Source organism: Corynebacterium sanguinis (assembly GCF_007641235.1).
GTDB lineage: Bacteria > Actinomycetota > Actinomycetes > Mycobacteriales > Mycobacteriaceae > Corynebacterium > Corynebacterium sanguinis.
Genome location: NZ_CP038157.1, coordinates 49,744 through 62,228 on the forward strand (window position 1 = coordinate 49,744; position 12,485 = coordinate 62,228).

9 protein-coding genes and 1 tRNA gene are annotated in these 12,485 nt (G+C 65.6%); 7 read left to right on the forward strand and 3 right to left on the reverse strand.

The annotated features are described in order from the left end of the window. The first annotated feature begins 59 nt into the window (after window positions 1-59). The gene (locus tag E3227_RS11880) at window positions 60-1,763 is read left to right on the forward strand and encodes a recombinase family protein (protein WP_144318553.1); all 1,704 of its coding nucleotides are present in this window, start codon (window positions 60-62) and stop codon (window positions 1,761-1,763) included. On the opposite strand, the gene E3227_RS00285 is transcribed toward E3227_RS11880, so the two are convergent. The 3 genes from E3227_RS00285 to E3227_RS00295 all read right to left on the reverse strand — a co-directional run bounded on the left by E3227_RS00285 (window position 1,723) and on the right by E3227_RS00295 (window position 6,013). After that, window positions 1,723-1,796: transfer RNA gene (locus E3227_RS00285), tRNA-Leu, on the reverse strand. The two genes, E3227_RS11880 and E3227_RS00285, sit on opposite strands and share 41 nt — an antisense overlap. A 13-nt stretch (window positions 1,797-1,809) precedes the next feature. Further along, a complete protein-coding gene (gene mfd / locus E3227_RS00290) occupies window positions 1,810-5,385 on the reverse strand; it encodes a transcription-repair coupling factor (RefSeq protein WP_144317202.1) in 3,576 nt (1,191 codons plus the stop codon). A gap of 7 nt (window positions 5,386-5,392) precedes the next feature. After that, a complete protein-coding gene (locus tag E3227_RS00295; RefSeq protein ID WP_170228600.1) occupies window positions 5,393-6,013 on the reverse strand; it encodes a TetR/AcrR family transcriptional regulator in 621 nt (206 codons plus the stop codon). A 560-nt stretch (window positions 6,014-6,573) separates the two neighbouring features. On the opposite strand from E3227_RS00295, the gene E3227_RS00305 reads away from it, so the two are divergent. The 6 genes from E3227_RS00305 (at window position 6,574) to E3227_RS00330 (ending at window position 12,456) form a co-directional block, all read left to right on the forward strand. Continuing rightward, the gene (locus tag E3227_RS00305; protein ID WP_136649987.1) at window positions 6,574-7,788 is read left to right on the forward strand and encodes an MFS transporter; all 1,215 of its coding nucleotides are present in this window, start codon (window positions 6,574-6,576) and stop codon (window positions 7,786-7,788) included. A gap of 16 nt (window positions 7,789-7,804) precedes the next feature. Beyond that, on the forward strand, window positions 7,805-9,247 hold the full coding sequence (gene glmU / locus E3227_RS00310) for a bifunctional UDP-N-acetylglucosamine diphosphorylase/glucosamine-1-phosphate N-acetyltransferase GlmU (protein WP_144317203.1): 1,443 nt from the start codon (window positions 7,805-7,807) through the stop codon (window positions 9,245-9,247). Window positions 9,248-9,258: 11 nt separating this feature from the next. Then, the gene (locus tag E3227_RS00315; RefSeq protein ID WP_136649985.1) at window positions 9,259-10,236 is read left to right on the forward strand and encodes a ribose-phosphate diphosphokinase; all 978 of its coding nucleotides are present in this window, start codon (window positions 9,259-9,261) and stop codon (window positions 10,234-10,236) included. 188 nt (window positions 10,237-10,424) lie between these two features. Further along, window positions 10,425-11,111 (forward strand): 50S ribosomal protein L25/general stress protein Ctc, encoded by a 687-nt coding sequence (locus E3227_RS00320; protein WP_144317204.1) that lies wholly within the window; start codon window positions 10,425-10,427, stop codon window positions 11,109-11,111. An 11-nt stretch (window positions 11,112-11,122) separates the two neighbouring features. Continuing rightward, a complete protein-coding gene (pth, locus tag E3227_RS00325; protein ID WP_136649983.1) occupies window positions 11,123-11,641 on the forward strand; it encodes an aminoacyl-tRNA hydrolase in 519 nt (172 codons plus the stop codon). Then, window positions 11,638-12,456: a fumarylacetoacetate hydrolase family protein gene (locus E3227_RS00330; protein WP_136649982.1), complete on the forward strand. Its 819-nt coding sequence runs from the start codon at window positions 11,638-11,640 to the stop codon at window positions 12,454-12,456. The genes pth and E3227_RS00330 overlap by 4 nt, the downstream gene beginning before the upstream one ends. Window positions 12,457-12,485: the final 29 nt, after the last annotated feature.

Genomic DNA, 12,485 nt, shown 5'->3' on the forward strand with positions numbered 1-12,485 from the left:
GCACCCCTCGGGCGTTCAGCCCGAGCGCGAGGGCCGAGATTTCGTGAGAGCAGGCCCCCATGAGTACCACGTCCGCGCGCACTCCAGACCCGGTGCGCAGTCTCATCGAACCGCCCCAGGGCACCGCACTCGCGGTGTCCTACCTGCGCGTCTCCACCAAGGAGCAAGCCGAGAAGGGCGGCACCGATGAAGGCTTCTCCATTCCCGCCCAGCGCGAGGCCAACCGCCGCAAGGCCGAACAGCTCGGCGCGGTCATCGTGAAGGAGTTCATCGACGCGGGCGAGTCCGCCCGCAAGGCCGACCGGCCCGAGCTGATGCGGATGATCCAGTACGTCAAGCGCAACCGTGTCGCGTACTGCATCGTCCACAAGGTCGACCGGCTCGCCCGCAACCGCGCCGACGACGTAACGATCCACCTCGCCTTGCAGGAGGCCGGGGTCATGCTCGTCTCCGCGACCGAGAACATTGACGAGACCCCCAGCGGGATGCTGCTGCACGGCATCATGTCCACGATCGCGGAGTTCTACTCCCGCAATCTCGCCACCGAGGTCATCAAGGGCATGACGCAGAAAGCCGCCACCGGCGGCACGGTCGGCAAGGCACCGATCGGCTACCTCAACATCCGTTCCCGCGACGAGCTCGGCCGCGAAGTTCGCACGGTGCAGCTCGACCCCGACCGGGCACCGCTGATTGAGTGGGCATACAAGGCATACGCCTCCGGGAACTGGACCGTCAGCCAGATCCACGACGAGCTGACGTCGCGAGGGCTGGTCAGTCTTCCCACCCCGAAGCGGCCCTCGAAACCGCTCGCTGTGTCCTCGGTACACCGAATGCTGACGAACCCGTACTACAAGGGCGACGTGATCTACCGCGGCGTCGCCTACAAGGGTGCGCACCAGCCGCTCGTCCCGGCCGAGGTCTGGTACCAGGTGCAGTCCGTCCTCACCGCGCACAAGAGCGCATCCGAGGCAACCCAGGTGCACGACCACTACCTGAAAGGCACCGTCTACTGCGGGGCCTGCGGGTCCCGCCTCATCGTGTCAAACGCGAAGAACCGACACGGCAACGTCTACCCCTACTTCGTCTGCTCAGGGCGGCACTCCAAGCGGACCGACTGCACGAGGCAGGCCATCCTCATCGAGGACGTCGAGCACTTGATCGAGAACTACTACCAGCGCGTGCAACTCACCCCCGCCCGACGCGAAGCTCTGGCCGGGATGCTGCACCACGAGTTCGACCGGCTGATGTCCGCCGAAGCCGACGAACTCGCCCAGCTCACCGCGAACCGCGACCGCCTGGAGCACGAGCAAGACCGGCTCATGCAGGCCCACTACGCCGACGCGATCCCGCTCGCCGTCCTCAAACGGGAACAAGACCGCATCGCCGGAGAACTCGACCAGGTGAACCGCCGCCTCGACGCCCACCACGGCGAGTACACCGACGCCCGCGCGCACCTGGACGACGCCCTGAACCTGTTGGAGAACTGCGCCGACATCTACGCCCGCTGCGACGACGCCAACCGGCGCCTGTGCAACCAGGCCTTCTTCACCAAGGTCTACATCGAGGAGGACGACGAACTGCGCGTCGAGAACAACCGGCCCTTCGAGATGCTGCTCGACCCCGAGGTCAACGCCGACGCGCTCACCTGGGCAGAGAACGCCGACAAGGCCCGAACCCCAGCCCTTGATTCCTCGGGCCAAGGTTCGAGCCTTGTGCGTTGGGTGCCCCCAGTGGGACTCGAACCCACACTGAATCGATTTTAAGTCGACTGCCTCTGCCGATTGGGCTATAGGGGCGTGAGCACACACTTTACTCGCTCGCAGTAACCACCTTCTTGTCCACCCCGAACATATCCGCAAGGAAGTCGGACACCCACTGCACAAGCTCGGTATCGCGCAGGGTCGGCTGATTCACACCAGCGGCGGCGCGTGGCAGCGGCACCTGCAGCGCCTTGGCCGCGGCGCGGTAGTTCGCGCCCGGGTACAGGCGTTTGAGCCGCACCTGCTTCGAGTCCTGCAGCTCCACCGGCTGGAACTTGATGCGCGAGCCCTGCACCAAGATGTCAGACACCCCGGCGGAACGGGCCTGCTGACGCAAGCGGGCTACGGCAACGAGGTGCTCGACCTCGCGCGGGAGTGGGCCGAAGCGGTCGACCATTTCCTCGGTGACGGTCGCCAAGTCGGCGTCATCGCGTGACTCGGCAAGCTTGCGGTAAATCTCCAGACGCAGGCGCTCGGAGTTGACGTAGGTGTCCGGGATGTGGGCGTCGACAGGCAAATCGATGCGGATCTCCTTCGGGCCCTGGTCGGTGGCATCCACCGTCTCTCCGGTCATGAGCGCCTTGTACGTATCGACGGCCTCCCCAACGAGCCGGACATACATATCGAAGCCGACACCCGCGATGTGCCCCGACTGCTCCGCGCCCAGCACGTTGCCGGCGCCGCGCATCTCCAGGTCCTTTTGCGCCACCGCGATACCGGAGCCCAGGTCGTTGTTCTGCGCGATCGTCGCCAAGCGGTCGTACGAAGTCTCGGTCAGCGTCTTGTCCTTCGGATACAGGAAGTAGGCGTAGGCGCGATCGCGGGAACGACCGACGCGGCCGCGCAGCTGATGCAGCTGGGACAGGCCCATGTTTTGGGCGTTTTCCACGATCAGGGTGTTGGCGTTGGCGATATCCAGGCCCGTTTCCACGATCGTGGTGCACACGAGCACGTCGTACTCGCGGTTCCAGAACCCCTGCACCGTCTGCTCGAGCAGCTGCTCCGACATCTGGCCGTGCGCCACCACGACGCGCGCCTCGGGGACAAGCTCGCGCACGCGCCGCGCGGCCTTTTCAATGTCGGCGACCTTGTTGTGGATGTAGAAAATCTGGCCATCGCGCAGCAGCTCGCGCCGAATCGCCGCCGCGATCTGTTTATCCTCCTGCGGGCCGACGTAAGTCAGCACCGGGTGGCGGTCCTCCGGCGGAGTCGTGATCGACGTCATCTCGCGGATCCCGGTCAGCGACATCTCCAGGGTGCGCGGGATTGGCGTCGCCGTCATGGTGAGCACGTCGACGTGCGACTTTAGCGCCTTGATGTGCTCCTTGTGCTCGACGCCGAAGCGCTGCTCCTCATCGACCACGATGAGGCCCAGGTTCTTCCACTGCACGCCGGTAGCCAGCAGGCGGTGGGTGCCGATGACGACGTCAACGGAGCCGTCGGCAAGCCCAGCGAGCGTCTCCTTCGACTCCTTCGCCGAGGTAAAACGCGACAGCTCGCGGATGGTCACGCCGAAGCCGTCCATGCGGGTGGAGAACGTCGAATAGTGCTGCTGCGCCAGAAGGGTGGTCGGCACGAGCACCGCGACCTGCTTGCCGTCCTGCACCGCCTTGAACGCCGCGCGCACCGCGACCTCGGTCTTGCCGAAGCCGACGTCACCCACGATCACCCGATCCATCGGCGTCGGCTTCTCCATGTCGTCCTTAACCGCGCCGATCGCGAGGAGCTGGTCCTCCGTCTCCACGAACGGAAAGTTGTCCTCCATCTCCGCCTGCCACGGCGTGTCCGGCGCGAACGCGTGGCCCGGCGCGGCCTGGCGCTTGGCGTAAAGCTGCACCAACTCAGCCGCGATCTCCCGCACCGCCGCGCGCGCCTTGCGCTTGGTGCTCTTCCAGTCGGAGCCGCCCATTTTGCTTAACGACGGCTGCTCACCCCCGGAATACTTTGACAGCAAGTCCAGCGACTCCATCGGCACCCACAACTGGTCGTTGGGCTGGCCGCGCTTCGCCGGCTGGTACTCAAGCACGATGTACTCGCGGCGCGAGTCCTCGTCGCCCGTGTGGACGGTGCGCTCGGCCATCTTTACAAACCGGCCAATGCCGTGGGTCTCGTGCACCACGTAATCGCCGGGGCTCAGCGCGAGCGGGTCGACCCTGTTGCGCCGCCGCGGGGCGCGCCGCTTCGCGCCCGCGATATCGCCTACGCGGTTACCTGTCACATCGGTCTCAGTGACAACGACCATGTTTGGCCCCGGGAACACCAAACCCGCGTGCGACAACGCTTGGTAGAGCGTGACCTGGCCGGTCACCGGTTCGAGCCCGTCCGAGGCGATGCGCGCCGAGATCCCGTGCTCGCGCAGCCGCTCAGCGAAGCGCTCCACCGTGCCTTTGGCCGGGGCGACGAAGGCGGCGGTGCCGTTGTTGCTCTGCACGTGCAGCTTGACAGTGGCGAAGAGCTGCTCGATCGCCTTCGGATCGCCCTTCGGGGCGGGCGCGGGTTCGAACTCCAGCGGCAGGGTCGCCGTGTCGTCTGCGGCAAACATGCCGGGAGGCGCGAACGTCCACCAGCTACTGCCCGCCTTAAGCGTCGAGACGCGCAGCGACTCGAAGGAGCGATACGACGACGCCGAGACGTCGAGCCCCTCCACCGCGACGGGACCCTCCGCCCCCATCGCCGCCGCCTCCCAGCCGGCCTCGAGGAACTCCTTGTCGGTGACCTCAAGGTCTTCGATGCGGGCGCGGACCTTTTCCGGCGCCGTGACCAGCACGATCGACCCCTTCGGCAACAGCTCGGGAAGCACCTGGAAGGGCTTGTCGGTCAGCGCCGGGATGAGCGCCTCCATGCCGTCGGCGTGGTGCCCCTGGGAAATCCGGGTCAGCATCTGCACGAGCGTGGCGTTCTGCGGGTGCGCGCGGGCGAGCTCGTCGGCGCGTGCGGCCACGGGGTCGTCGATAAGCAACTGGCGAGCGGGGAAAAGCTCGACGGAGTCGACCTCGTCGATGCCGCGCTGATCCGCCACCGCGAAGGTGCGGATGTCCGTGACCTCGTCGCCCCAGAACTCGATGCGCACCGGGTGCTCGGCGGTGGTTGGGAAAACGTCGATTAGGCCGCCGCGGGTCGCGAACTCACCGCGCTTTGCCACCATGTCGACGTGCTCGTACGCGAATCGCGCGATCGACTCCGTGAGCTGCGTGAAGTCGTACTCGTGATCGCGGGCGATCACGATCGGGTCGATGACCGGCAACACCGGCTGGCACACCGCGCGCGCAGCTGCGACGATCACCCGCGGCATCTCGTGCAAGACCTTGAAGCGCCTGCCCACCACATCCGCCGCCGGGGAGAGCCGCTCGTGCGGCAGCGTCTCCAGCGCGGGGAAATGCGCGACATTCTCCGGTCTGATCAGCGCCGCCAACTCCGCGGTGAGATCCTCGGCCTCATGCCCCGTCGCGGTGACCAACAGCACCGGGACCTTGCGCGACAACGCGGCCGCGGCCCACGGGCGGGTCTGGTCGATCCCCATGACGTGGAGATGATCCTGGCCGATATTGCTCAGCAGGCCCTTGAGCTTCGGGTCCGTCAGCGCAACAGTAAGCAGCCCACCCAATGCGGGCACGGTGGTGGTCATAGTGGTGTTACTCAGTTCCCTTCACAGTGTGAATAATCTTCGGCTGCGCCTCCAGCCCAGCCAGCCCATTCCAGCACAGGTTCGCGACATGGGTCGCCACAGCGTACTTATCCGGCGAGCGCTGATCCAACCACCACAGAGCGGTCATGGACACGGCGCCCACGATCGCCTGCGCGTGCAACTGAGCGAGCTTGGGGTTCAGCCCGCGGTGACGGAACGCCTCCTCGAGCAGGTGAGACACCTGCACCGTTAGCGTGTTGAGCAACGTGGAGTAGGAGTGCTCGCCGCCCGGCATCTGGCCGTGCACGAGGATGACGAAGCCGTCCGTGTGGTCCTCAACGTAGCTCAGCAGGGCGAGGATGCCCCGCTCAATGCGCTCGCGCCAACGGCCCTCGCCGATCGAGGACAAAATCGCGTTGAACAGCCGCGCCTGCTCCTCCTCGATCACCGCGACGTACAAGCCCTCCTTGCCGCCGAAGTGCTCGTAGACCACGGGCTTGGACACCCCGGCGCGCGAGGAGATCTCCTCTACCGAAATGCCGTCGAATCCCCGCTCCGCGAAAGCGGACCGTCCGATACCGATGAGTTGCTCCCGGCGCTGCGAACCGGTCATACGCTGTCGAGCCATGCCCAATACCTTACTTGCGGGCGCGTGCGCTACACTATCGCCTGATATTTCCCCATGGTGTAATTGGCAACACTACGGTTTTTGGTACCGTCATTCTAGGTTCGAGTCCTGGTGGGGAAGCTTTGTTTTTTAGCGGGGTTTTCGCTAGTTGATGGCGGTTTTTTCGGTGTCTTGATTTTTGTCGCTCAGATCTGTTCCCGGGTGGGCGTTGGTGGGATGTCACGGTCGACGTTTTGGGGGGTTGTGAAACCCCAGGTCGCGGGTCGGCGTTTCGGCTTCACTGTGACATCTCGGGCGGTGGAATGTCACGGTCAACCAGTGGCGGGTCGCAAAACCCCAGGTCACTGGTTTTCGTATTGGCTTCACTGTGACGTCTCGGGCGGTGAAAAGTCACGGTCAATAGGTGTCACGATGTAAAACCCCAGGTCGCGGGTTTCCGGGTCGGCTTCACCGTGACATCTTGGGCGGTGGAATGTCCCAGTCAACCGACGGCAGACGAGAAAACCCCAACGCACATCGTTCACCTCAGATTGCCGCACCAAAGCTGTAACCTAATCGGGGTGGAACACCAGAAACACAACGCGACGCGGTTCATCTGGGCCAACGGCCTGCAGGGCATCGGTGACCAAATCGTCGCCGCGAAAACGCTTCTGCCCTGGCTGTTTACCGTCGCCGGGGTGCCCGCGTTCTTCACTGGCCTGTTGGTGCCGATCCGCGAGTCCGGCTCGATGCTGCCGCAGGCGGCGCTGAGCCCTTGGGTCAGCTCGAAGCCGAAGCGCAAGCGAGTGTGGCTGCTCGGCTCGTGGGGCCAGGCCCTCTCCGGCGTGGGCATCGCGGCCGCTGCCGCCACTCTCAGCGGCGTCGCCCTGGGCCTCGCTGTCATCGTGTGCCTCGCCGCGCTCAGCGTGTTCCGCGCGCTGTGTTCCATCGCCGGCAAAGACGTCCAGGGGCGCACGATCGACAAGGGCAAGCGCGGGCTGATCACCGGCCGCGCCACCGCGCTGTCCGGCGCGTTCACCCTCGCCATCGGCCTGGCGCTGACGCTGCTGCCCAACGAAGTGCCCCGCTGGATGATCGCGGCACTACTACTCGTCGGCGCGTCGACCTGGGGTTTTGCCTCGCTGGTGTTCCAGGGCATCCGCGAACCAGAAGCCGAGCACGACACGACCGTCGATGACGATAACTGGCTCGCCGTCACCTGGGAGCTAGTGACCAAGGACAAGGAGCTGCGCAACTTCCTCGTGGTCCGCTCGTTGATGCTGGTCACAGCTCTGTCCACCCCGTTCATCGTGGTGCTCGCCCAGGAGCAGGGCTCAGACCTGTCCAGCCTCGGTGCCTTCGTCATCGCCTCCGGCGGCGCCGCATTGCTCGGCGGCCGCATCTCCGGGATCTGGTCGGACAAGTCCTCCAAGCTCACCATGGCCTGGGCCGCAGCGGTCGCCTCCATCGTCATTGTGCTTTTGGTCCTGAGCGCTGATTTTGCGTCGTCAAGCGTGAATGCGATTGTCATGCCGGCCGGGTTCTTCGCGGTCAACCTCGCGCACACCGCGGTGCGCGTCAGCCGAAAGACCTACCTGGTGGACATGGCCGACGGGGAGCGCCGCACCCTGATCACCGGCGCATCCAACACGATCATGGGCGTGGTTATGCTCGTCGTGGGCGCGATCAGCTCCGCCGTCGCGGTCTTTGGCACCCAGGCCGCGCTGATCTTTCTCGCCGTGCTGGGCGCGGCGGGCGTGGCTGGGGCGTGGAACCTCAAGGACGTCTCGGCCTAGCGTTATGCTTTAAACCATGACTGAGCAGAATCAGTGTGCTGTCGTCGTCCTTGCGGCCGGCGCGGGCACCCGCATGAAATCGGCCACGCAAAAAACGCTGCACGAGATCGGCGGGCGAAGCCTCCTGTCGCACTCGCTGCACGCCGCCGCCGCGGTCAGCCCAAGCCACGTCGTCGCCGTCGTCGGGTTCCAGCGCGAGCAGGTCTCCCCCGCGGTCGACGAGATCGCGCAGCAGATGAGCATCGAGATCCTTCAGGCCGTCCAGGAGGAGCAAAACGGCACCGGCCACGCCGTGCAGTGCGGCCTAGAGACGCTGCCCGACTTCGACGGCACTGTCGTCGTCACCAACGCCGACGTGCCGCTGCTCGAGGGAGCAACGCTGCAAAAGCTTATCGACGCCCACGTCAACGCCCAGGCCGCCGTCACGGTGCTCACCCTCGAGTTTGACAACCCCACCGGCTACGGCCGCATCATCCGCGACGAGCGCGGCGCCGTTGTCGAAATCGTGGAGGAGAAAGACGCCGACGACGAGCAGAAGCGCGTCACCGAGGTCAACTCCGGGGTGTTCGCCTTCGACGGCGCCGTGCTCCGCGACGCGCTGACGCGCATCACCTCCGACAACGCCCAGGGCGAGCTTTACATCACCGACGTGCTCGCCATCGCACGTGGCGACGGTCGCACCGTCACCGCGTTCACCGCCCCCGACCCGCGCGAGCTCGCGGGTGTCAACGACCGCGTCCAGCTCGCCGCGGCCGGCAAGGAGCTCAACCGCCGCCTCGTCGAGCGCGCGATGCGCGGCGGTGCGACGATCATCGACCCCGACACCACCTGGATCGGCGTGGACGTCGAGATCGGCGCGGACGTCGTGATCCACCCGAACACCCATCTCTGGGGATCGACGGTGATTAGCGACGGCGCCGAGATCGGCCCGGACACCACCCTGCGCGACATGGAGGTCGGCCCCGGCGCGACGGTCACCCGCACCCAAGGCTCGCTCAGCGTCATCGGCGCCAACGCCCAGGTCGGCCCGTTCACCTACATCCGCCCCGGCACCGAGCTCGGCGAGGGCGGCAAGCTCGGCGGGTTCGTCGAGTCGAAGAACGCCGTCATCGGTGCCGGCTCGAAGATCCCGCACCTGACTTACATTGGCGACGCGACCGTGGGCACCAACTCCAACATCGGCTGCTCGAGCGTCTTCGCCAACTACGACGGCGTGAACAAGCACCACACCACGATCGGCAACAACGTGCGCGCCGGCTCCGACACGACCTTCGTCGCGCCGGTGACCGTCGGTGACGGCGCGTACACCGGCGCGGGTACTGTTGTCACCGACGACGTGCCCGCCGGGGCCTTGGCCATCAAGGAGGGCCGTCAGCGCAACATCGAGGGCTGGGTGGAGAAGAAACGCCCAGGGACAGACGCGGCAGCGGCAGCAGCGGCAGCCAAGGAAGAGAAGTAAAGGATCGCCACATGACCGGATACTCCACCCAAACCTTCAAAGACCTCAAGGTTTTTACCGGGCGCGCCCACCTCGACCTCGCTGAGGCCGTGGCCAAGGAGCTCGACATCGAGTTGGTCCCCACCACGGCCCGCGACTTCGCCAACGGCGAGATCTTCATCCGCTTCGAGGAGTCCGTGCGCGGCGCCGACTGCTTTGTCATGCAGTCCCACGCCCAGCCGCTGAACAAGTGGCTGATGGAGCAGCTCATTATGATCGACGCGCTCAAGCGCGGCTCGGCGAAGCGCATCACCGCGATCGTGCCGTTTTACCCGTACGCGCGCCAGGACAAGAAGCACCGCGGCCGCGAGCCGATCTCCGCGCGCCTCGTCGCAGACCTGTTTGCCACCGCCGGCGCGGACCGCATCGTCTCGGTCGACCTGCACACCGACCAGATCCAGGGCTTCTTCGACGGCCCGGTCGATCACATGCACGCCATGCCGATCCTCACCGAGTACATCAAGTCGAAGTACTCGCTGGACAACCTCTGCGTGGTCTCCCCCGATGCCGGCCGCGTGAAGCAGGCTGAGAAGTGGGCCAACACGCTTGGCGACGCCCCCATGGCGTTCGTCCACAAGACCCGCGACATCGACGCCGCCAACAAGGTCGTGTCCAACCGCGTCGTCGGCGAGGTTGAGGGCAAGGACTGCATCCTGATGGACGACATGATCGATACCGGCGGCACCATCGCCGGCGCCGTCGGCGTGCTCAAAGACGCCGGCGCGAAGTCCGTGCTCATCGCCTGCACCCACGGCGTGTTCTCGGGTCCAGCCCGCGAGCGCCTCAGCCAGTGCGGCGCCGAGGAGGTCATCACCACCGACACTCTGCCGCAGAACACCGAGGGCTGGGATAACCTCACCGTGCTCTCGATCGCTCCCCTGCTGGCGAAGACGATCCGCGAGATCTTCGAAAACGGCTCGGTGACGACCCTGTTCGAGGGCCAGGCCTAGGGCATTTTGCCCGGGCCAGTGCCCCTGTTAAAATAAGGCCGTCTCGGCGAGGGCTCCCCATTGTGGGGCCGTTATCGACGCGATTGCCTAACTTATTTGCCTGCGATCACTCGACGAGAAGACTTTTTCTTATCCTGTTGGTCGCAGGTTTTTCCTGTGGCCAGTCACATATCTTCAAGGAGATACACATGGCTACTACCCCTCCCGTCGTCAAGGCGAACAAGCGCGAAGAGTTCGGCAAGGGAGCATCCCGCCGCCTGCGTCGCGACGGCCAGATCCCCGGCGTGCTCTACGAATCCGGTATCGAGAACGTCCACTTCTCCGTCGACCGCATCGAGATGACCGCCCTCGTGCGTAACGACGGCACCAACGCCATCCTCCAGCTCGAGGTCGATGGCAAGCAGCTTCTGTGCATGGTCAAGCACGTTGACCAGAACGTTCTCACCCTCGATATCGACCACATCGACCTGCTCGGCGTCAAGCGCGGCGAGAAGGTTACCGTCGAGGTCCCGGTCATCACCGAGGGCGAGGCAGTGGCCGACGCTGTCGTCCTGCAGGAGACGGACGTGCTCGAGATCGAGGTCGACGCGCTCAACATCCCGGACGAGATCGTCGTCAACATCGAGGGCAAGGAAATCGGCGACCAGATCTTCGCATCCGACGTTGCCCTGCCGGCCGGCGCCGAGCTCACCTCCGACCCGGAGGCGCTCGTGGTCAACGTCACCTACTTCCAGGAGGACGAGGAGCTCGAGGAAGCTGCCGCTGAGGCCGAGGCTGGCGGCGCTGAGGCTGGCGCCGACGCCGACGAGGACCAGGCTGAGGGCACCGTCGAAATCGCCGATGGTGGCGAGGGTGACGAGGGCGCATCCGAGTAAACTTCTTACTCGTGACTGTTCTCATTGTCGGGCTCGGCAACCCTGGTACGAAGTACGCCGCCACGCGCCACAACGCGGGCGTGCTCGTCCTAGAGGAGCTGCTCGACAGAGAACGTGCGCGTCTTAGCGTGCACAAGAAGACGAACACCGAGGTCGCCGAGCTCAGCGGCGGCCGGGTGCTCGCACGTACCCGCGGGTACATGAACGTCTCGGGTGGGCCTGTCAAGGCCCTCGCCGGGTACTACAAGGCCTCGCCGGCCGAGATCTACGTCATCTACGACGAGCTGGATCTCGGCTTTGGCGAGGTCTCGCTGCGTGTGGGCGGTGGCGACCACGGTCACAACGGGCTGAAGTCGGTCTCCGCGTCGCTGGGCACGCGCGAGTACAACAAACTGGCGGTGGGCATCGGCCGTCCGCCCGGGCGCATGGCCCCGGCCGATTACGTGCTGCGGCCCTTTACTAAGAAGGAAGCCGAGGAGCTGCCGATCATCGCCGCCGACGCGGCCGACCTGTTAGAGGGCCTTTCATGAGACTCGCCACGGTGCGGACTGCGGCGGGCACCGCCGCCGCGCGTGTCAACGACTTACGCAGCGCCACCCTCATCGAGGGTTACGCCGACGTGGGCGAGCTGCTGCGCAACCCCGAGTGGCGCGCGATCGCCACGCGCCCCGGCCCGGACGTGGAATTTAACCCGCTCGAGGTGGCGCCCATCGTGGTGCGGCCCGAAAAGATCATCTGCGTCGGCCTGAACTACGCCGCGCACATCGAGGAGATGGGCCACGAGCAACCCGACGTGCCCACCCTGTTTGTGAAGTTCGCCGACGCGCTGATCGGCGCTTTTGACGACGCCGAGGTGCCGGAGTTCAACGCCGGTGCGCTCGACTTCGAGGGCGAGCTCGCCGTCATCATCGGTGCCCACGCACGCCACGTCGACGACGCTGAGGCCACCGCCTGCATCGCCGGCTACAGCATCATCAACGACTACACCCAGCGCCACTTTCAGAAGCGCACCCAGCAGTGGCACCAGGGAAAATCCCTGGAAAAGACCGCGGGGTTCGGCCCGTGGCTCGACACCGAGTGGACGCCGGGCCCGCGGTTGCGCACCTACCTCAACGGCGAGCTCATGCAGTCCGCCCCGACCGATGATCTGGTGTTCTCGCCCGTCCGCCTGGTCTCCTTCATCTCGCACCTGTACCCGCTCGCGCCCAGCGACGTCATCGCCACCGGCACCCCGGCGGGCGTACTACACGCGCGCACCCCGCAGTCCTACTTGAAGGACGGCGACGTGGTCCGCGTCGAGATCGACGGGCTTGGAGCTATCGAGAACACGACGCGGGTGCGCTAAGCACTATATTCTTCTGACGTGTTGGATTT

Bases quoted from the DNA above. Each gene is read 5' to 3' on its own strand.
- glmU (WP_144317203.1), top strand. From the start codon at position 7,805: ATGACTGAGCAGAATCAGTGTGCTGTCGTCGTCCTTGCGGCCGGCGCG.
- E3227_RS00320 (WP_144317204.1), top strand. From the start codon at position 10,425: ATGGCTACTACCCCTCCCGTCGTCAAGGCGAACAAGCGCGAAGAGTTC.
- E3227_RS00315 (WP_136649985.1), top strand. From the start codon at position 9,259: ATGACCGGATACTCCACCCAAACCTTCAAAGACCTCAAGGTTTTTACC.
- E3227_RS00295 (WP_170228600.1), bottom strand. From the start codon at position 6,013: ATGGCTCGACAGCGTATGACCGGTTCGCAGCGCCGGGAGCAACTCATC.
- E3227_RS11880 (WP_144318553.1), top strand. From the start codon at position 60: ATGAGTACCACGTCCGCGCGCACTCCAGACCCGGTGCGCAGTCTCATC.
- mfd (WP_144317202.1), bottom strand. From the start codon at position 5,385: ATGACCACCACCGTGCCCGCATTGGGTGGGCTGCTTACTGTTGCGCTG.
- E3227_RS00330 (WP_136649982.1), top strand. From the start codon at position 11,638: ATGAGACTCGCCACGGTGCGGACTGCGGCGGGCACCGCCGCCGCGCGT.